This window comes from Pseudocolwellia agarivorans, from assembly GCF_002000085.1.
In the GTDB taxonomy this organism is placed as follows: domain Bacteria; phylum Pseudomonadota; class Gammaproteobacteria; order Enterobacterales; family Alteromonadaceae; genus Pseudocolwellia; species Pseudocolwellia agarivorans.
Window position 1 is genome coordinate 367,607 of the sequence record NZ_MUZU01000001.1, and the last position, 20,610, is coordinate 388,216.

Annotated in this window: 24 protein-coding genes and 1 other RNA gene; 8 read left to right on the plus strand and 17 right to left on the minus strand. The window is 33.7% G+C overall.

Annotation, left to right across the window (positions count from 1 at the left end; genetic code table 11):
• Positions 1–86 precede the first annotated feature (86 nt).
• Complete coding sequence (locus tag B0X80_RS01555; RefSeq protein ID WP_077338074.1) at positions 87–689, plus strand: PilZ domain-containing protein; 603 nt, start codon at positions 87–89, stop codon at positions 687–689.
• Between the two features lie 12 nt (positions 690–701).
• Complete coding sequence (locus tag B0X80_RS01560) at positions 702–869, plus strand: DUF2897 family protein (protein ID WP_077338075.1); 168 nt, start codon at positions 702–704, stop codon at positions 867–869.
• Positions 870–892: 23 nt separating this feature from the next.
• On the opposite strand, the gene ppiC is transcribed toward B0X80_RS01560, so the two are convergent.
• Entirely contained in the window at positions 893–1,171 is a 279-nt protein-coding gene (ppiC, locus tag B0X80_RS01565) for a peptidylprolyl isomerase PpiC (RefSeq protein WP_077338076.1), read from the minus strand.
• Positions 1,172–1,368: 197 nt separating this feature from the next.
• On the opposite strand from ppiC, the gene can reads away from it, so the two are divergent.
• Positions 1,369–1,974 (plus strand): carbonate dehydratase, encoded by a 606-nt coding sequence (can, locus tag B0X80_RS01570; protein WP_076418670.1) that lies wholly within the window; start codon positions 1,369–1,371, stop codon positions 1,972–1,974.
• 218 nt (positions 1,975–2,192) lie between these two features.
• Positions 2,193–3,104, plus strand: coding sequence for a tRNA-dihydrouridine synthase (locus B0X80_RS01575; RefSeq protein ID WP_077338077.1), 912 nt, complete (start codon positions 2,193–2,195; stop codon positions 3,102–3,104).
• Between the two features lie 401 nt (positions 3,105–3,505).
• Here B0X80_RS01575 and B0X80_RS01580 read toward each other — a convergent pair whose 3' ends face one another.
• Genes B0X80_RS01580 through B0X80_RS01605 form a run of 6 tightly spaced genes read right to left on the minus strand, consistent with a single transcriptional unit; the run spans position 3,506 to position 8,449 of the window.
• Positions 3,506–4,765: a tetratricopeptide repeat protein gene (locus B0X80_RS01580; protein WP_077338078.1), complete on the minus strand. Its 1,260-nt coding sequence runs from the start codon at positions 4,763–4,765 to the stop codon at positions 3,506–3,508.
• Positions 4,766–4,767: 2 nt separating this feature from the next.
• A complete protein-coding gene (locus tag B0X80_RS01585; RefSeq protein WP_077338079.1) occupies positions 4,768–5,385 on the minus strand; it encodes an energy transducer TonB in 618 nt (205 codons plus the stop codon).
• Positions 5,386–5,388: 3 nt separating this feature from the next.
• Positions 5,389–5,790 (minus strand): ExbD/TolR family protein, encoded by a 402-nt coding sequence (locus tag B0X80_RS01590; RefSeq protein WP_076418675.1) that lies wholly within the window; start codon positions 5,788–5,790, stop codon positions 5,389–5,391.
• A 12-nt stretch (positions 5,791–5,802) separates the two neighbouring features.
• Positions 5,803–6,327: a MotA/TolQ/ExbB proton channel family protein gene (locus B0X80_RS01595; RefSeq protein WP_076418676.1), complete on the minus strand. Its 525-nt coding sequence runs from the start codon at positions 6,325–6,327 to the stop codon at positions 5,803–5,805.
• A complete protein-coding gene (locus B0X80_RS01600) occupies positions 6,327–7,670 on the minus strand; it encodes a MotA/TolQ/ExbB proton channel family protein (RefSeq protein WP_077338080.1) in 1,344 nt (447 codons plus the stop codon). The genes B0X80_RS01595 and B0X80_RS01600 overlap by 1 nt, the downstream gene beginning before the upstream one ends.
• Positions 7,670–8,449: a DUF3450 domain-containing protein gene (locus tag B0X80_RS01605; protein ID WP_077338081.1), complete on the minus strand. Its 780-nt coding sequence runs from the start codon at positions 8,447–8,449 to the stop codon at positions 7,670–7,672. The genes B0X80_RS01600 and B0X80_RS01605 overlap by 1 nt, the downstream gene beginning before the upstream one ends.
• 552 nt (positions 8,450–9,001) lie before the next feature.
• On the opposite strand from B0X80_RS01605, the gene B0X80_RS01610 reads away from it, so the two are divergent.
• The 3 genes from B0X80_RS01610 (at position 9,002) to B0X80_RS01620 (ending at position 10,794) form a co-directional block, all read left to right on the plus strand.
• Entirely contained in the window at positions 9,002–9,781 is a 780-nt protein-coding gene (locus B0X80_RS01610; protein ID WP_077338082.1) for a TSUP family transporter, read from the plus strand.
• Position 9,782: 1 nt separating this feature from the next.
• Entirely contained in the window at positions 9,783–10,397 is a 615-nt protein-coding gene (gene priC / locus B0X80_RS01615; protein WP_077338083.1) for a primosomal replication protein PriC, read from the plus strand.
• 130 nt (positions 10,398–10,527) lie between these two features.
• Positions 10,528–10,794 (plus strand): late competence development ComFB family protein, encoded by a 267-nt coding sequence (locus tag B0X80_RS01620; RefSeq protein WP_077338084.1) that lies wholly within the window; start codon positions 10,528–10,530, stop codon positions 10,792–10,794.
• A gap of 77 nt (positions 10,795–10,871) precedes the next feature.
• Here the strand turns inward: B0X80_RS01620 and ffs are convergent.
• From ffs to pspA, 10 genes are all read right to left on the minus strand, one after another.
• Positions 10,872–10,968, minus strand: an RNA gene (gene ffs, locus B0X80_RS01625) — signal recognition particle sRNA small type.
• Between the two features lie 148 nt (positions 10,969–11,116).
• Positions 11,117–12,010: a DUF3014 domain-containing protein gene (locus tag B0X80_RS01630; RefSeq protein ID WP_077338085.1), complete on the minus strand. Its 894-nt coding sequence runs from the start codon at positions 12,008–12,010 to the stop codon at positions 11,117–11,119.
• Between the two features lie 205 nt (positions 12,011–12,215).
• Entirely contained in the window at positions 12,216–13,766 is a 1,551-nt protein-coding gene (gene tyrR, locus B0X80_RS01635) for a transcriptional regulator TyrR (RefSeq protein ID WP_077338086.1), read from the minus strand.
• Positions 13,767–13,881: 115 nt separating this feature from the next.
• Complete coding sequence (locus tag B0X80_RS01640; protein WP_077338087.1) at positions 13,882–14,220, minus strand: 4a-hydroxytetrahydrobiopterin dehydratase; 339 nt, start codon at positions 14,218–14,220, stop codon at positions 13,882–13,884.
• 41 nt (positions 14,221–14,261) lie between these two features.
• A complete protein-coding gene (gene phhA / locus B0X80_RS01645; protein WP_077338088.1) occupies positions 14,262–15,047 on the minus strand; it encodes a phenylalanine 4-monooxygenase in 786 nt (261 codons plus the stop codon).
• A gap of 268 nt (positions 15,048–15,315) precedes the next feature.
• Complete coding sequence (locus tag B0X80_RS01650) at positions 15,316–16,320, minus strand: YcjF family protein (RefSeq protein ID WP_077338089.1); 1,005 nt, start codon at positions 16,318–16,320, stop codon at positions 15,316–15,318.
• On the minus strand, positions 16,317–17,747 hold the full coding sequence (locus tag B0X80_RS01655; protein ID WP_077338090.1) for a YcjX family GTP-binding protein: 1,431 nt from the start codon (positions 17,745–17,747) through the stop codon (positions 16,317–16,319). Before B0X80_RS01655 ends, B0X80_RS01650 begins: the two co-directional genes overlap by 4 nt.
• A gap of 191 nt (positions 17,748–17,938) precedes the next feature.
• Positions 17,939–18,382 (minus strand): envelope stress response membrane protein PspC, encoded by a 444-nt coding sequence (gene pspC, locus B0X80_RS01660; protein WP_077338091.1) that lies wholly within the window; start codon positions 18,380–18,382, stop codon positions 17,939–17,941.
• A complete protein-coding gene (gene pspB / locus B0X80_RS01665) occupies positions 18,379–18,606 on the minus strand; it encodes an envelope stress response membrane protein PspB (protein ID WP_077338092.1) in 228 nt (75 codons plus the stop codon). The genes pspC and pspB overlap by 4 nt, the downstream gene beginning before the upstream one ends.
• 38 nt (positions 18,607–18,644) lie before the next feature.
• On the minus strand, positions 18,645–19,304 hold the full coding sequence (gene pspA / locus B0X80_RS01670; protein ID WP_077338093.1) for a phage shock protein PspA: 660 nt from the start codon (positions 19,302–19,304) through the stop codon (positions 18,645–18,647).
• A 192-nt stretch (positions 19,305–19,496) separates the two neighbouring features.
• On the opposite strand from pspA, the gene pspF reads away from it, so the two are divergent.
• A complete protein-coding gene (pspF, locus tag B0X80_RS01675) occupies positions 19,497–20,603 on the plus strand; it encodes a phage shock protein operon transcriptional activator (RefSeq protein WP_077338094.1) in 1,107 nt (368 codons plus the stop codon).
• The last annotated feature ends 7 nt before the right edge of the window (positions 20,604–20,610 follow it).

Consider the following 20,610-nt stretch of genomic DNA (forward strand, 5'->3'; position numbering starts at 1 on the left):
TTAAAAAGCATGAGTTACATATTTTTAGATGTCTATTTCACAAAACCCTTTTATACTTAATCAATAACAAAGTAAGAGTGAGAACAATGCCTGACGAACACAATAATTTAAAATTAAATCAATACAATGAGTTTTTTTCTATCGACCACGATTTTAATATTAATGCCAAACGCTTAAATAACGGTAAAACTATTTCATATAATGACTTTTTAAAGGATATACCGACACCATTTAAGTTAGTTAACGACATTGCTTCATTAGATCGAGCAGCAATGGCTCCTTTAGGAGTAGTAACTGGAGTTGCAGGACAACTCGTTCAATATTTAAACATTCAAGCTCAAAAAATTGATTTACTCATCAATCACATGTTGAATGAACAAGATGATGAAAATCAACGTTACCAAGGCGTTGCTTTTGGTGGTGCGGGAATTGAATTTATTCACGATACAGCTTTTTCGTTAAATGAATTTATTGAAATAAAGATATTTTTAACCCATGAGAACTGTGCGATATACTGTCATGCAGAGGTGATTCAAATAGAAAGTGCCGAAAATCAATACCATCATAAAGTGATTTTTCATCATATAAGAGATGATGATAGAGAAAGATTAGTACGTTCAAGTCTTCATTTACAGTCTAAACAATTACAACAACTCGCTAAACAGCGTAATAAGCAACCTAATGAATAAAAGGAACATATCATGTCATTAACTGGAATAATAATAGCTGCAATTGCTTTAGGGCTCATAGCAAGTGCTGTTTTGCTCCTAAAACAATCAGCAAAAAAGTTCGATTTAACCGAAGAACAGTTAAAAAAAATTGAAGCGCGTAATGCCCTACTTGAAAAAGAAGAAAAAAAAGAAGATTAAATAACTTACGTAACTATAAAGTATTAGCTTCGGTATAACGTTTTAATTAAATGAAAACCAAATTTCGTTTTAACAGGACCGTGTACTTTATAAAGCGGTTTCTTAAAAACCACATCATCAAATTGCTTAACCATCTGCCCTTTTTTAAACTCACCTAAATCGCCTCCCTTCTTTTTAGATGGGCAAACTGAATATTTTTTTGCTAAAACAGAAAAGTCAGCACCTTTCTCTAATTGCGTAAGTATTTCTTGTGCGAGTTTTTCTGTTTTTACTAATATGTGTAATGCACTTGCTGTAGCCATTAAAATGAACCCAATTAAAATTTTTAATTATATATACTCAATACATTAACAACAAATAAGTTAGTCTTTAAAGCAAAATTATATGCTGTAAAAAACATATATTGAAACAGATAAACGACTAAATTTTTAATAAGTATATTTTTCTCTTTGCTTTTTTACTATAAACTTAGGCAATTTTAATCCATTAAGAGTATTTCATGGCATCTATCCAACATTTATTTGAACAAAACATTGAATGGGCTGAAGAGATAAAAAAAAGCGATCCTAATTTTTTTAAATCACTTTCCGAACAGCAAGCACCAGAATATTTATGGATAGGCTGTTCAGACTCTAGAGTTCCTGCAAATAATTTAATGGGGCTACTCCCCGGAGAGGTGTTTGTTCATAGAAATATTGCAAACTTAGTAATACATACTGATTTAAACTGTTTATCTGTTTTACAATTTGCCGTAGATGTTTTAAAAGTAAAACATATTATTGTTTGCGGACACTATGGCTGCGGAGGAATAAAAGCGGCTCTTGATGATGAAAGCCATGGCCTAATAGATAATTGGTTGAGACATATTGAAGATGTACATCGTTTCAATAAAGAAGAATTAGATACAGTTTCAGATCCTGAAAAAAAAGCAGATCTACTTAGCGAATTAAACGTTATAGAGCAAGTAACAAATGTATCACACACAACCATTTTAAAAAATGCTTGGAAAAACAACCAAGATATAACGGTTCATGGTTTTATCTACAATATACATGATGGTATTTTACAAGATTTGAATGTTTCAGTTGGTAAAGATAACATTTAAAAAATAATGACATCAGGCTGTTTACTTAAAATATACAGCCTGCAATGTTTAGATTAGCTTCGATTCACATTAGCACCTATCTAAATTTCATACTTCCTAGATAATACCTATGGCATCAATTAATAGCATAAATTCCATTAACTAACCTAAATGTACGGAACATTAATATTCATTCCTTCAAAACAAAAACAACAGTAAATAAGTTAATATTGGCGCCAATGGAAGGCGTTATAGACCCTTTAATGAGAGACATATTATGCTCTATTAATGATTACGACTTGTGTGTTACTGAATTTATAAGAGTAGTAGACTCTCTTGTACCTAAACACGTTTATTACAGGATATGCCCTGAATTACGAGATGATGGATCAACAGGTAAGGATACCCCTTTACGTATTCAATTACTTGGCCAAGAACCTCACTGGATGGCGGAGAATGCAGTAAGAGCCATAGAACTCGGCTCTCATGGTATCGATGTAAATTTTGGTTGTCCTGCTAAGGCTGTTAATAAAAGCAAAGGTGGAGCTGTACTATTAAAAGATCCTGAAAAAATTTACCAAATACTATCAACAATAAAAACTTCTATTAATGATACTTCAGTACTATCAGCGAAGATCCGTTTAGGCTTTGATGATACATCGCTTTTTAATGAGCTCATATCAGCTATAAATACCTCAGGAGCTAGTGAACTAGCAATTCATGCAAGAACTAAATTGGATGGTTATAACCCTCCTGCCTATTGGGAATATATAAACAACGCCGTATCTCAGTCTACAATAAAAATTATTGCTAATGGAGAAATATGGAATCGTGAAACAGCATTAGAATGCGTAAAAAAAGCAAATACCCCTCATCTCATGTTAGGCCGTGGAGCTTTATCCCTACCAAATATAGCAAATACGATTAAATATAATGCAGCCCCAATGAGTTGGCTTGAATTACAAAAATTGCTTCTACTTTATAGCACTTTAGAATTAAATGGAGACAAGAGTTATTATTTTTCTAGCCGTTTAAAACAATGGTTAAAATACTTAAAGCTCCAATACCCGCAAGCAGAACAACTTTTTCAAAATGTGAAAAGACTCAACAACAAAGATCAAATAATAAGTATGATAAAGTCCATAAATTAACAGGGGTAAACTCTTAAGAATTTTGTATTTTACATAACCCAAATAGCTCGAAGACAGCATATTCTTTTATTAAAATAATACCCAATACAAAACATTAATAGCAATCATATTAAGCAATTGAGCATTTATGAATGGTCAACGACATATTTATTTAATCATTAGAACAACTAGTGATTAAATAAATGCCTCACCTACAGGAAGTAAGAGCTTAGGTTCTTCCTAGAACGATGAATCTGTTTATTTTGCATTTATTCTTCGTATAAAATAAGTCCCTCCCCATTAATACGTTTAGTATGACTTCTGATATAAATAAACAAAAACACTAAATCATACTAAATAAATTTTAGGCATAAAAAAAACCAGCTAATAGCTGGTTTTTTAATAAAGTATTATAAATGATATTATATAGATACTTTTTTACGTTTAGCCGTATCCTTGATAAAACCCGCCCAGCCTCTAGCTGCTTTCTTAGTTTTAGGATCGTCCATAGCTTTTTGTATAGCATTATGAGCTTGTTTGTACTGTTCTAAATAAAAGTGAGATTCAGCAATACTCATGTATATCTGACCTTTATTTTCAATACCAAGTTCTAATGCTTTATTTAAAGCAACGATAGAACTTTTAAATTGCTCATCTTGCTTTAACAACATACCTTGCTTGCTATAATGCTTAGCTTCATTGGTCATTTTCGCCAATTCACCGTAGTACTTAGCTGCTTTATCAATATGCTGAGCTGCATGCCATGAGTTAGCTAAAATAGTAAGATTTTTATCATCTCTTTTAACTGTACCCGCCGCAATATGCTTTTCTAACAATGTAGCTGATTTATAAGGAATAGCTTTTTGTGCATATAAGCTAACAAGCACTTTAATTTCAGACTCTTTCTCAAGATAACCTTGTTTATAAGCTAAATCTAAAGTCGCTAATGCTTTGTCATAATCTTCAACTAAAGTATAGAACTGCCCTAATTGTACCCAATACGTTTTAGTATCCGGAAATAATTGCACTGTGGTTTCTAGTACTTTAACTGCCTCTTTAAACATTTTACGTTCATAATATGACGTAAGTTTTAAAATGTAAGGATTTTGACTTTGCTTATCACCAAAAGCCGCTATCGCCTTATCAGCTGGAGCTATAACTTTATCTAATTCTTTTAGTGAATAATGAGCGTTAGCTATCTTAACCCAAGTTTCACCATCAGATTTTCCCGTAAAGTCCATCCACGCTTTATAATTTTCTAAAGCGCCTCTGTACTTCTGAGTCTGCATTTGTAAATCAGCTAGTAATTTAATAGCTTCACCGTGATCACCTTCATTTAAGATGTCTGGCTTAATAGCTAATTCTAAATACTTAATAGCTTCTTCTTCTTTTTTACCCATGGTGGCATACATTATTGCGATAAAACGATTTACGTAAGCTTTGTCGTAATCTTTTTTCGCTTCAATGTCTAATAAAACTTGTAATGCACCAGGGATATCATCTGCAGAATATAGTTCAAATGCAGCACCAACTTTTTTACCAACAGATGGACCAACTAACTGCGTTGGGCGTTTAGCTTTTTCTTCAGCGCCAACGCCTGCTGCAAAAGCAGCAGTCGTTAGAGGTAACTGCACTGCAGTTACAGAAGCAGCAACAACTAAAGATAATATAATTTTATTCATTATTAATTACCCCCATCCATTTTAAAGTCTAATTGAACTGTTAAACCAGGTTGACGTTGTGGCTTACCATCAACAACTTTAGGCTTATATTTCCACTTACGAAGAGCGCGTTTAGCTTCTTTATCAAAAACACGTTTTGGATCAGCTTCAATAACGTCTACATCTTCAACTCCACCAATTTCGTTGATAGTAAATGAAAGTTTAACCCAACCTTCTTTACCATCACGCGCTGCTTGTATTGGATATTTAGGTTCAATACGAACAATAGGTGTTGCATCTCCATCACGTCCAAAACCTTCGCCTGGAGCAGAAATACCTGCGTTTGCTCCTGCTAGTTTAATACCTGGCATATTAAAGCTAATGCCACTTGTATCATTACTTGCTTCAGGCTCGGGAGCTTGAGGCTTAGGTGGAGACTTAGGCGGCGGTGGAGGCGGCGGTGGAACACGTCTACGTGTTTCAGCTGCTGACTTCGGTGGCGTAGTGTTAACTTCTACTATTATATTTTCTAACTGTTCTTCCTTGTTTCTATCACCGCTAGAAACAAGGAAAGCCATAAATGAAAATAGTACAAATGTTACCGCTGCGCCTAGTAGTATTGATACTAAAAAGCGAACCATAGACTACCCCTTAGCTGCAGCAATAGAGATTCTGTCTATACCTGCATCTTTTATCGCATCCATCACTTTAACAACAACACCATGTTTAGCGTCTTTGTCAGCTTGGATGATTACAACATCAGTAGGCTGTTCAGCTAATGCCTTTTCAATGTTCGCTGCTAAACGTTCGATATCTACACGACGTTTATCAAACCAAACTTCACCAGTATCTTTCACCGCAATGAAAATGTTAGCTGACTTTTGCTTACTTTGGTTAGCTGCTTTAGGTTTATTAACTTCAATACCAGCTTCTTTAACAAAAGAAGTAGTTACAATAAAGAAGATCAACATGATAAACACGATATCAAGCATCGGTGTCATATCAATTACTGCTTCTTCGTCTTCACGAGTACGTTTACGTGCCATTCGAATTTCTCTCTAGTGATGAGGTAAACTGTCAACCAGTTTAGCCTTTGCTAGTTTAACTTTAGCGTCTAATCTTGAGCTAAAAAATACACCTGATAAAGCTGCTACCATTCCTGCCATTGTAGGAATTGTTGCCATAGATATACCTGAAGCCATTAAACGTGGGTTACCTGTACCTTGCTGTGCCATTACTTCAAACACACCAATCATACCTGTAACCGTACCTAGTAGTCCGATAAGTGGACACATAGCTACTAAAGTTCTAATTGTGAGCATGCGTTGCTCTAATAATTCTGTCGCTTCGGAGATCCAAGTATCTCTAATACGATGTGCATACCAAGACGTAGTGTCTTCACGTGCATCCCAACGTCCAACAATTTCGTCTTTCATTTTTGGGTACACTGATGATAAAAACCAATAACGTTCAATCATCATTATCCACATCAAAAAGAGAGCGAAGGCAACAACATAAAGTACGTTACCACCTGTCGCAATAAAACTCCTGACAGATTCTATAAGCTCTATCAGGAATAACATTATTTAGACTCCTTCTCTGCGATTGCAGCAATTAAACCAGCACTTTGCTCGTCTAGTTTTTGCAGAACAGATTTACTACGACCAGCAATTACACTGTGAATTAGTATTAGAGGTAAAGCACATATCAAACCTAAAGCTGTTGTAACAAGAGCTAGAGAGATGTTACCAGCCATAATTTTCGGGTCACCTGTACCAAACAATGTAATTGTTTGGAATGTCATGATCATACCGATAACTGTACCTAATAGACCCATTAATGGCGCTATTGCAGCAAACATTTTGATTAAGTTAATACCACGGTCAACTTTTGGAGTTTCACGTAAAATACCTTCATCAAGTTTAAGTTCAAGCGTTTCAGCATCAACAGACTTGTTATCATGGTAAATTTTAAGTAAACGACCTAGAGGGTTATTTTCATTAGGTGTATCAAGGTTTTTCTCTTGAGCTTTAATTTTAGCACTCATTGAACCTAGAACAATTAAACGTTCAAGAGCAATTAAACAACCTAAAATTAACAATGCAGTAATCGCATAACCAACTTCAGCACCTTGATGGTAAAATTCCATTAAAGTACGTTTACGAGTTTCAAGCGCTAAGATACCGCCACGAGATGGATCCACGTAAACAGGAGCATAACCAGATGTAGTATTGAAGAAATCTGAAGCTGTACCTGAAATATAGCCAGCAGGTTGCTTAGCTAAAGGTTGAACTTGACCAACTTCATCATTATAAGTTAAGTAACCAGCATCCGATACTAAGTTAAATGTACCGATACGAGTAATAGTTTCTGTAGATTTAGAACCATCTAAGTTAGTTACTTCAGCAGTAAACTGTGCAACTTCACCAGATTGAGTCATTTCAGTTTGTAACGCAAACCATAACTCTTCTAAATCTTCTAACGCTGGAATTTCTTTAGAGTTAGCAATACGGCTTAATGCTTCACCGCGACCTGGGTATTGAGCACTAACGATTGAAGATGAGATTTGACCAAAAGCGTCAGCTGCTGCCGAACGACTTACACCAAACATTTCACCTAAAGTACCTTTAGCGTTATCTAGTTCAACTTCTTTTTGTGCTAGCTTAATTTCATTCGCAGCATATTCTTTGGTTAAACGTTTATTACGAGCATTTTGGTTAGCTAACTCTTGTTTAGCTTTATTTAATAATGCTTGTTTGTCCGCTCTAGCAGCAATAAATTCTGCTTCACGTTTTTTATCAAGTTTTGCTTCAGAAATTCTATCCGCTTTAACTTGCTCTAATAACTTATTTAAATCATTAGCTGATGCTGATGCTGCTAATGTAAAAGAAGCAGTAAGCATTACATAATTAAGAAACTTTTTCATTATTTAGCTCCTGCTGCGAAAACTGGTAATTTAGTTAAATCCATTGGTAATTGCTTACGAGCCATTGCAATAGTTGATTTAACGGCTTTAATGTACTCATCTCCAAGTTCTTCCCAAGAACGAGTTTCATTATTCCATACCCAAGCATTTTTCATATCTAAAGACTGAGCTAAGAAAGCAACTCTGCCCATATAAACGAAATCAGCAGTAATAGTACGGTCGCCTAAATCAAGTTCACCTTGGTAAGACTCGAAAGCTGTACCGTAGTTAGCTTCAATTTCATATGCTTCAAGAACTAAACGAAACTGCTCTGATGTAGTAACGTTAGAGTCACCCATTACAGTACGTAAAGCTTCGATACGTTCTTTACGTGTATCAATATTCATTGGAACATCAAGTTCTACGAACTTTTCTAATGTTTCAATCATTTTGTACATTAAAGGAACAACACCCTGTTTAATTTTATCAACGCCGTCGATTTGCTTTTGTAAAGAAGCAAGATTCTTAAGTTGATCGTTAACCATAAGTTGAACATGATCGTTATAACCAGATAACACCTCAGCTTCATCAACTGTATTACGGTATTCACCTAAAAGATCAATTGTTTGCTCATAGATGCTTTCGATTTTTTGTTGTGACTTAATCGATGCTTTGAAAGTACGCGCTTCTGCTGATTGTAGATCAGTTAACTGATCTGCAACTGCAAAAGTGCTCGCTGCTAATGTTAATGCGCCAATCACTGAAGAAGCGATAAGGCTTTTTTTACTTAATTTGGACATAGTTCCCAACCAATTGCTATTGAATTTTGATAACAAATATTATTGTTAACGCAAATGAAAAAATCTCTTAAATAGGTATTATTTTATTTCTCTAGAATAAGAACAATACGATATTCCCAGATGACATTTCTGTCAACTACTGAGAACGGGTTTATAACGAAACGTTATAGAAGATTTATATTGTGTTTTATAATGTTATACCCCGACAAATTACTACACGTGAATAATATTTTTATCAGTAATTATAATCAGTGATGACTCCTCATATCGATGAGCTTTACCACTACATTTATATTTGCCGTCGTATGTTTTACTAATTCATTCGTACTAAGTCAAACATTCTTACAATAAAAGTTACTTTTTGCTCAATTTAAAACAAATAAGGTCATTTTTTATTCATTTATAGCGGAGTATTTTACATACTGGAGTAACTGACACCAGTTAAAATAATGGTGATTTAGTCACGCTACTTATACCAAAATGATAAACAGCCTTATGGTATGATTATGTTATAATGTCGCCCCAAATTTTACGAATACCTAGGAAAATATTTTGATCGATGTAGTACTCGATATTAATACATGGATTACTCTATGCAGCATCGGCTTTTTAGCTGGAGTTATAGATGCTATAGCAGGCGGTGGTGGAATGTTAACAATTCCCGCGTTATTAACATCGGGGTTACCTCCACACTTAGCTTTAGGAACCAATAAATTAGCAGCATCATTTGGTTCATTCACTGCGTCTGTCACTTTTTATAAAAATAAATTATTTAACCCTTCTTTTTGGAAATATTCCTTATATACAACCGCCGTAGGCGCAATTGCAGGTACCTTAGTTGTTAATTATTTAAGTACTTCTTTTTTAGAAAAAGCATTACCAATTATTATTGTTTTCACGGCTATTTATACTCTTTTTGCCAAAAATGTTATAAAAGACTCAACCGACCTACCCAAGAAAAACAAACAATTACTATCAAAACAAGTAATACAGGGCTTAACATTAGGTTTTTATGATGGAGTTGCTGGTCCGGGGACTGGGGCATTTTGGACGGTATCTTCGACGATTCTTTATAAAACCAATATTTTAATTAGCAGCGGACTTGCTCGTTCTACAAATTTTATTAGTAACTTCTTTAGTTTATTAACTTTTATCTACCTAGGTCATGTTAATTTTGTTCTAGGCTTATCTATAGGTGTTTTTATTATGTTGGGTGCTATGGTGGGTTCACACTTCGCTATAAAATTAGGAAGTAAATTTATTCGCCCCATGTTTGCTATTATAGTCATTGGAATGGCCATTAATTTAGCCTATCAAGCATGGCAAAATTAATATGATGAAAAATGTTATTTCAATAAAAAAAATATATCAAATCTTAGCTGAATTAGAACAAACAGCAATAGAGCTTGATAACAGTAATAGTAAATTAAAAGCACATGTTTTATTACAAGACTCTCCATTATTTTCAATTGATTTATTTAGTACTAACAGTGACTTGTTTATTGATTACGTTAAAGAAATAAAAAATAAAACAGCTCAGCTAGAACGTTTAATTAAAAACACAAATGATGAACTATCAAAATACCAAATAGATATATTGGAAAAACAAATAACCTCACTACATAATGCATTTCAATCCAATAGTAATATTCATAACGAAGCTCAAAATAGGCTAAATGCTATAAAGAACCAGCGCTATAAAAAAGCAGTAAAAGCTGTTATTCAGCCTACAAAAAACTTGTATCAAAACTTGTCTGAACATCATGAATTTGAACGTCGTTTATCACAAATGCTACACGATAAAGAACAAGAACGCATAAAAGCACCCAAAAATACTGTAGATAAATTATCACAAGAAGTACTTGCCTTACATCAACGCTTAGGCCGTTGCAGACAAGCTATTTCAAAAATAGAAGCAGAAATTGTTAAATTTGAAAGCCGTAACTAGAATAATTGCTACTTCGAAGTAACCTAGTAACCTTAATATAATCAATTTTCATATTCCCCTTTTAATAACAAGTCCTTAAATGTTAAATTAATCTATACTAGCTTTAGCTTAACAATTTTAGGGAATTTATATGAAAATAGCTGATGATATTCATAACTACTATGAGAACTTAGTTTCACAACACTTTACTAAATTAAAAATAGACGAAAAATACGATGATGATTTTATTGCAGATCTGACTTGTGTGGTTCTTAATCAACTCCCTACTCGTTATATTAGACATGAAGTAGATATGGCTTTTTATTTACCTGCATCTGAACGCTTTGAAATGGAGAGTAATGTTAGAGAAGCTGTGGATAAAGCCCTTCAATTTATGAAACTTCATCAAGCTCAATAAATTGATATAAACGGTATAGTGATAACTGTATCGTTTTAGAGCAGTTTTATTTAGAATATAAGATAGGGTGGTGGTAACCAAATCAGCCACACCTCGGCACATGAGTCCTTTGCTGCAGTTGCTTCCTTCCGGACCTGGCTGAGTTCACAAAGTATCATTGCGAGGGGACCGAAATGGTCACCATAGATAGTGTTTAACGGCGTGGATTATCCCTAAAGCAATACCTTGTTGCAAGTACTAAAAACAAGATATCGTTTATATGCTTTTTTTTTATACAAAAGTATAATTCTAAGTATGCTTTATGGGTGTTTTTTGACTAAATCTACTCACGCTTATTCAATTTTTCATTAATTTCTAAAAGTACTGATTTAATAATAAGTAAATTATCTTTACCTATACGTAACATGAGTTTATCCGCATCATCTAAAGCCTCCATTTCTTCTGACTTATATCGATACATAACACTTGGCCTAACAAGCTCCTTATTTTCTTTTGGGAACTCAAGGTCTAGCACTTTAGTTATAGCTACTTGTAGCACCTGATCAAAATCTTGATCTGGATAACCCAGTTCTGAATAAGCTTGTTTTATTAACGGGTGTAATTCTTTATACCATTCAACTAAAGTTTCTGAGTTTACAGAGCGAAATAAATCTACATAAAGAGAAAAACGTTTGAAAGTAGATTCATCAAATTTCCATAATACTTGCGCTTCGTCTTCTGATATAACCTTTTTTCCTGCAAAGCTTGTAGTTGGCTTAATAAAGGGGCTATGGCTATAAGCAATATTGCCTTGTGAAAAATTATCAACGAAGACAACAAATCTTCGTACCATATCCTCGTCAATTAACAGTTCAAGTAATTCTTTTCTCCATATAATTGAAGTAAGTTTATCTTTAACCCATGAATCGCTTTCGTTTAAAGCAGGTATTTCTACTTTAATAACAGCTTTGGGTTCTTTGACTTCTATTGTGGAAGGCGGCTCTATTATTGATTCTTCAATAATAGGATTATTTATATTCTCTTCGACTTGCTCACGACTATTAATATCTTCTACTAGTGGCGCTTCGATAATAGTAGGTTCATTAATTGTTTCTACTACTTTTTCGTTATCGGGCTCTGAAAGAAAAAATTTCCAAGATAAAAATAGCCCTATAACCATGATAATGATTATTGTAACAAGAGCCCAAGATGAGGGTTTTGAATCACTTGAAGACATATTTTTAACAACCTTATTAATATAGAAATACGATTCGACTATCTTTAAGTATAAATCTACTTGGTGATAATCATAGGATTATTATGTATCTTTTTGTTTAGTACTAACTCCATTAATAAATTGAGCATCTTTACTTGTTAAAGTAGCAGAGTTTATTGATGGAGCGAATTTAATAATAATTTAAAAGCGCGTACAAAAATCAATATTATATTTTTACTGTTTTTTTATTAATGTCATATTCTCGCAGTTTATTGGCAATAGCGGTGTGGCTTAAACCGAGTTTTTTAGCTAATTGGCGTGTACTTGGATAAGCAGGATAAAGCTTTCTTAATAAGTCTGCTTCATATTTTTTAACTGCAAGATCAAGTGTACCTTCAAAATCTTGCTCTAAATATCCATGTTCTCTTGTATATGCTGGAAGATCTATATATTCAGTTGTTATTACATTTCCTTCCATTAAAGATACGGCCCTAATTAAGACACTCTCTAATTGTCTGACATTACCTGGCCATGGGTAATATTCAATGAACTCTCTACAATCGTCTGACATTGATACGTTAGTTTTGCCTATTTTAAGACCTGATTTAGCAATAAAATATTCAGCAAGAGGGATAATATCAGAACGTCTTTCTCGTAAAGATGGAATATTTAAACCTAAAACATTCAACCGATAATAGAGATCTTCTCTAAATAAACCTTGAGAGACCATTTGCAATAAATCTTTATTGGTAGAACCAATAATACGAACATTTACTTTTATCTCTTGTTCATCGTCAACTCTTCTAAAGCTTCCGTCTTGGATAACACGTAATAGTTTAGTTTGTAATTTTGGCGACATTTCGCCCACTTCATCAAGGAAAATAGTGCCACCGTTTGCTGATTCAAATAAGCCTTTTTTACTTGATGATTTATCTTGATGACCTAAACCAAACAGTTCCGTTTCAGCTACATCGTCAGGTAATGCAGCACAGCTTAAGGTCATGAATGGGTTAGTCGCTCGTTCACTTGCTTCATGGCATGCATGCGCTAATAACTCTTTACCTGTTCCTGTTTCACCAGAGATAAGAATAGAGGAATCTAATAATGCCATTCTTTTAGCTTCTCTAATCACTTTTCTCATAGAGCCACTTGTTGCTTGGATACCAGAAAAATTATTATCATCGATTTGCTTTAATGCACTTATTTGTTGCCCTAATCGTCGTTCTGATTTCAAAATAATAATAGCGCCAGCTAACACATTATCATTCTCAAATTCGCTTACATGAATTGGCATTAAATCAGCCACAAAATCTTCGTTTTGAAGCTTTAATCGGATCGTTTGCGCTAATACTTCATTTCCATCTAGCCATTTATTGAAGTTAAAGCCTTTTAATATACTATTAACTTGCTCCCCAATTAAATTACTACCACTATTTCCCATCATAGAAGATGATAAATTATTAAGCATACGAATTTGCCCTTTAGCACTAATAGATATAAAGGGATCAGGAAAACTTCTTAGTAGTGTTTCAAATTCATTTTTTTCCCTTTCTGATGGCATAAAGGGGACAGTTTTAACATCATCTACTGCATCAATTAAACGTAGTTGCGGCATGATTTTCTGTAGTTCGGTAAAATCTACATTAGGCGTGTTTATGAAAACGTGTCCGGGTTGGTGTACTTCAATTCCGACCAAATCTATGTTGTGCTCAACAAAAATAGAAGATACTTCTTTAAGAATTCCCACCCGGTTACGACAAATTAATTCTAAGCGCATACAACAAACCTTAAACAACAAAGAGAAGCACACTTTACTGTAAACTATTAGTTACAACAATAAAAAAATGCACCTTTTAAGGAAATAGTTGTTAATTAAATATGGCTTATATTATTTATAAAAGTTTATCTGTTTTAGCGGCGCAAATAAGGTCGTTTTTATGTAAGCCTTTAATTGCGTGAGTCCACCATGTTACTGTTACTTTACCCCATTCGAGTAAGGTCGCAGGATGATGAAACTCTTCCTCTGCAAGTGCTGAAACTTTATTAGCAAAAGCCCAAGCAAGTTTATAGTTTTTAAAGGTATATACTCTTTCCAGCATCATAACATTTTCTTTAATAATAGGAGTCCAGTCTGGAATTTCTTTTAAGAGTATAGCTAGTTCCTCTTCCGTTACTTGTGGGGCATCAGCATGACAGGCCTCACATTGCTGTGTTGATAATTCGTTATTCATAGCTCTCTTGCCTTTTTTATTAAATAATTATTTTATAATTTTTAGTACATAGGGTTATGCAAACCAAGTTGCTTCGCTTCTTCGACAAATGACATGATTTCACAAACTTCATGCTTTCTAATGTCGTCTAAGTTACTCACCTCTTTTAAGGTGTAATAGATAGGTTGAATGATATCAATTTTATAAGGTGTTCTTAGTACATCTAATATATTTAAGGGAACACGTTTAGCTTTATCACTAAACACAGCATGTTGTGTTTCTTTAGGTGAAGATAAAATCCCTCCTCCGTATAATTTAATCCCTTCAGGCGTATCTAATAAACCAAACTCCACCGTAAACCAATATAAACGAGCAAGAAATACTCGTTGTTCTTTGGTCGCATTTAGTCCCATTTTGCCATAAGCCTGCGTGTAATCTGCAAATGACGGGTTAGTCAGCAATGGACAATGCCCAAATATTTCATGAAAAATATCGGGCTCTTGTAAGTAGTCAAACTCTTCACGTGTTCTAATAAAAGTAGCTACAGGAAATTTTCGTTCAGATAGGAGTTTAAAAAACTCTCCAAAACCGATAAGCGCGTTAACAGGTTCACATTGCCAACCTGTTGTATTTTTAAGTACCTTACTTACATCAGCAAGTTGAGGAATTCGATCTAAAGATAAATTTAATAATTTAAGGCCTTGAGTAAACTCATTACACGCAACACCTTCAACAACTTTTAATTGTCGAGTAATTAATTCATTCCAAATAGAGTTTTCTTCTTCAGACCAATCAATGAAACCATTTTCATTAGCGGTTTTTGATATGTATTTTGTTGATTTAGCCATTCTAACTAACCTTATTTTTACTCTAAACTACAGAGCAACTTTTAATTACAATTATTAGTAATAGGATAACTAGATAGTACGACAATTTTTTAACCAAATGCACTAAACGCTAATCGGGTATTTTTTATCCAAAAAACACATTATGTACAGTTAAAATTACAAAAACGTAATTTAAAAAATACACTCACACAATTAAAATTAAAGAGAAACGTATTCAGTTATAAATAAACTAAATACGTTATATATTGAATAAGGAGGAAAGCTATCACTATGAGGGTTGAATTAGCCCTTTAATTTGCATAATAATTTTCTTACGAATATCATTTAATTTAGGTGGTTGATTTTGAAAAGGAATAGGTCGACACAATGATATAGTTTTTATTCCTAAACGAGCAGTCAACATTCCAGCCCCTAAGCCTTGAGCCATACGACCAGAAAGTTTCCCTAATAAATCGGCGCCTAATAAGTCTGCACCAAAATCAGCAACAATCTCACTAGCCCCAGCGTAAGCCATATTAATAAATACATGCTTTATTAAACGTATGCGACTCCAATAACCTAATTTTAATCCATAAAGCCCTGCAACTTTATCGATCATACGTAGATTCCGCCAAAACATTAGCATCATATCTATAAGGGCTACGGGGCTTATAGCAATAAGTACGACAGACTCGGTTGAAAATTTAGCAACCTCATCTAAGGCTTTTTGATCGACACTTGACAGTATTTCTTTTGAATATAAATTCACAACTTCTATATTGGTATATTCCGGTTGAATAATTTTTTCCCAAGCTTTTTCTTTACTTGAAGAAATATCACAAGGTAGTTGTTCTGTTATTTTCTCGCATAACTTTCTAGCATCATATTTGTGATTGTCTTCTAAAATACTCTGAAACTGAGTGCGTACATCATCTTGACGAGATAACTGACGTAATGATGAAATCTCTTTATACACCGTCGTACCAAAAATAATACTAATAATAAATAAAAGAAGGCCATACAGGCTTGCGACAATAGGAGTGTGCTGAAAACCTGAAACAAAAAACTCAATCAATTCATATGAAAGAAGTCCTGCAAATAAAGCAAAGGCTATTCGCCATAACCAACGAGGCTTTGACTTTTCCATTACTTCATTATTTTCAACAAGATCTTGAGCCTCAGGGAGCCAGTCATTATTTTCAAACACAATTTGGTTAGTGGTAAGCTTTTGATTCTCTTGTTCTGTATTATCTATTTCATCAAATAATATTTGTTGTTGAAATTTATCAATCATTTCATTTTATCTCCGAATAGAAATTGCATAGCTTGATCCATTCTAATATGAGGTAAACATTCGTGTGCATCACATATTTGTTGTGGTTTAAAGGCAATATAATTAAATTGCTGATCATCCCAAAAGCTACTTTTAGGTAACTTGTCAGGCACAGCTCCAGGAAATAACGTAATCAACTTGTCATTATCCGCCCTTCTTCCCTGCAATACAGGTAAAGGTTTACCGTTGTGTAAACTATTACCTACTTGTGTTGTTTTAACTGAAGCGATGGCTAATGTTTTCATTTCAATCGTTTCATAATTTAATTGATGCTTAGTTTTATAAACCAACTGATTTAATAATGAAGCAAGATTTTGATGTTGTTCAGGAGTGACATGATCCGCTTTTGTAGCAGCAAATAATAACTTATCAATTTTAGGAGAAAACAAGCGAGAAAATAAACTTGATTGTCCATAATTAAAACTCTCTAAAATTAAGGTTATGGCATGTTGCAAGTCGTTAAAACTCGATTCACCGTTATTTAATGGCGTTAAACAATCCGCTAAAACGATTTGTCTATCAAAATTTATAAAGTGTTCTTTATAAAACTTACGCACTACCCTTTCTTTATATTCGATAAATCGAGCGCGTAACATACCAATTAAAGTATCATCTTGAGCATTTTGATAGGCATTTATGTCAATATTTTCAAAAGCGCTATAAGGAAAAAACTGTAAAATAGGCGCATCAGCTAAATCACCCGGCAATATAAAACGACCTGGTTGTATGACAGACAAACCAAGATCATGCCTAAACTGATGTAATAGTTCGGTATATTCTTTAGCTAAATCGGCAAGGTGTTGCTCATCAACAGGTTCAAATGGATCTAATTGATTCACTTTTTCAATAAACGATTTTGACAGCTCACTTCGAGGCGACTCTAGCATTAAAGCATACGTACTTTCAGACCACTCTTCATACGTTTGATTTAACATAGGTAAATCTAACAACCATTCACCGGGATAATCAGTAATATCTAAATATAAAGTAGCGGTATCTTTCGCATATTTTAGTAATGAATTTTTAGGTGTATAACGAATAGCTAATCGTAATTCACTAATACCACTAGTCGCTTGAGGCCACGAGGGTGGTTCATTACAGAAAGCAGCTAATGAAGCATCATACTCAAACCGGCCGATATGAAGATTTTTTTGTGGTACGCGCTTAGCCGCAATAAAACGGCCTTGATGCACCGGATTAAAAAAGCTTAAGTGTGAGTTATTACCTTCATTTATTAACTGATTAACAAGAGAAGTAATAAATGCTGTTTTACCGCTTCTGCTTAACCCTGTTACTGCAAGAGTTATGTGTTGGTCAAGCGTTCGATTAAGTAAATCGTTTGCTTTACGTTTAAATTTTTGAAGTTGTTCTTTTTTAATAAGAGCCATTATATCTATTGGTTTTTAGGTTAATTACACCATTAATTTCACAGCCTAATTTACAAATTAACTAGACTATAAACTGAATTAACTTTAATTAAATATTGATACGACACAATACCTTATTTTACAGATAAATAAATATGACAAATCAGTAAAAATGGTTTTATTTCATATAAAAAAGAAAAGCCTTCTCTTACCTATAATTTATTAATTTCTCTTGAAACAGTAAATTCAGGCGACGTAACGTATCGCTCCATAGCCCTTAATTGGCTTTCTAATAGTGTAAATTTACGTTTTATATCATGAAAAGCTTGCTTGGGTGGCTCTCCCGCTTGCCAAACTTTTGCTTTAACCTTGATTGATTCGTTAGCTAAATCAGCATTGCGATCTTCTTCCGACTTAGCATTATTCGTAGTCGTTTGCTTAAAAGATTTAGATTGCTTCGGTTTTTTATCTAATATAAACCAACCTGCGATATAAATGACAATAAACCAGCTCATGCCCAATAATGTGCCAGAAGCAACTAACACTCTTACTAACCAAGCTTCCCAGCCAAAATAGTTAGCTAAACCCGCACAAACACCTGCTACTTTACCGTTATCAGGATCTCTAAATAATTCACCTTTACCTTTTATACTCATACTTTAGTTCTCCAATCTTGCGTTTCTGCATCAAGTATGGCTTCAAGGGTTTTTATTCTATCAGTCATTTTATCTGCCAATTCAGATAACTCCGACAATTGAGTATACTCTTCTGTCGTTAATCCTTGGCTAATTTGACGTTTACTTTTATAATGTAAAACAAGCCAAATAGGCGCTACCACTAGCATAAAAATAATAATAGGGGCTACAAGAATTTCTTCCACACGTTTTCTCCTTCAATAGTGCTATTAATTAAAAAGAATTAACCTTTCTTTATTTTAGCTTTTAATTCGGCTAATTCATTATCAACACTTTCATCTGTTTCAAGTTCTGATATTTCATCAGCTAACGATTTACTTCCTATTTCATAAGCTTCTATTTGTGATTCAATATCATCAATTTTTCTTTCGTATTGATCGAAACGCCCAAGCGCTTCATTAACTTTATTACTATCAATATTCTTTTTCACTTTTAAGCGTGAGTGCGCTGTTTTTTCGCGTATTAAAATAGCTTGTTGACGCGCTTTAGCATCAGCTAGTTTATCTTGTAGCTGTGATATTTCCTCCTGTAACTTAGCAATATGCTCTTCAATGTTACTCAACTCATTATTTAGTGAGTCAGCGTTATCAGCACATTTTTTCTTTTCAACTAATGCAGCTCTGGCTAAATCTTCTCTATCTTTACTTAAAGCCAATTCAGCTTTGTCTTGCCACTGCTGTACTTCTTTTTCAAAACGATTAATTTGGCGTACTAAATCTTTTTTATCAGCTAAAGTTCTGGCTGAAGAAGATCTCACTTCAACTAAGGTATCTTCCATCTCTTGAATAATAAGACGAACCATTTTTGCAGGGTCTTCTGCTTTGTCTAAAATATTATTAATATTTGAATTAATAATATCGGTAAATCTTGAAAAAATTCCCATAATTTATTCCTCTATTGTGAAAATAAATGGTAAAAACATACGTAAAGTATATTCATGTTCCACGCCAACTTTTAAATTTCTGTAAGTATATGTTTTTATTTATTAAAATTATTTAATAAAAACACTTTAATGATAATGATTAATAAAATACACTATTTGTTAGTGAAATAAACCAAATATTAGGTCTACTACATGGCTCGTTTTAATAAACAAGATAATCTTATTGGCCAATCCAACAGTTTTTTAGAAGTTTTAGAGCAAATATCTCAAATTGCTCCTTTGAGTAAACCTGTGCTAATTATTGGTGAGCGAGGTACAGGTAAAGAGCTTATTGCTGAAAGATTACATTATTTATCAAAACGTTGGGAACAAAGTTATTTAAAACTAAATTGTGCATCATTAAATGAAAACTTATTAGAAACAGAATTATTTGGTTATGATCCCGGTGCTTTTACGGGTGCTACTAAGCGCCACGAAGGACGATTTGAAAGAGCTGATAGAGGAACTTTATTTTTAGATGAAATCGCCAACACCTCAGGTTTAATTCAAGAAAAGCTCCTTAGAGTTGTTGAATATGGTGAATTTGAGCGTGTTGGGGGCTCTAAAACCATAAAGACAGATGCACGCCTTGTAGCTGCCACTAATGAAGATTTGCCTTTATTAGCAAGCACAGGGGAATTTAGAGCGGATTTACTTGACCGACTAGCTTTTGATGTTATTACTTTACCTCCTTTAAGGGAAAGAAGAGAAGATATTCTTTTACTCGCTGAACATTTTGCTATATCAATGGCCAGAGAATTAGAGTTTGAACTTTTTAGTGGTTTTACCGATAAAGCTAAGCGCAGTTTATTAGAATATTCATGGCCTGGTAATGTCAGAGAACTAAAAAATGTTGTTGAACGTAGTGTATATAGATGTAACAACCCTCATCTCCCCGTACATGAATTAGTTATTGATCCTTTTGAGTCTCCCTACAGACCATCACAGCGTGTAAAAACACATGATCGGATCGTGCAAAATAATGAAAAGCTAGCTAAAATTGAAAATGAAATAAATGAAAGTGCTCATTTTACGAATAATACTTCCCAAAAAGAACAAAAAGCAGCACACTATGAATTTCCGCTTTCGCTGAAAGATTTATCTCAAAACTATGAAAAAGAATTGATCCAAGAAGCTTTAAAACACTGTCAGTTTAATCAGAAAAAAACAGCAGATGCTTTAGAACTTACCTATCATCAATTACGTGGTTATTTGAAAAAATATAATTTATTAGATGGAAAAATGACTAATGAGGATTAATTGATGT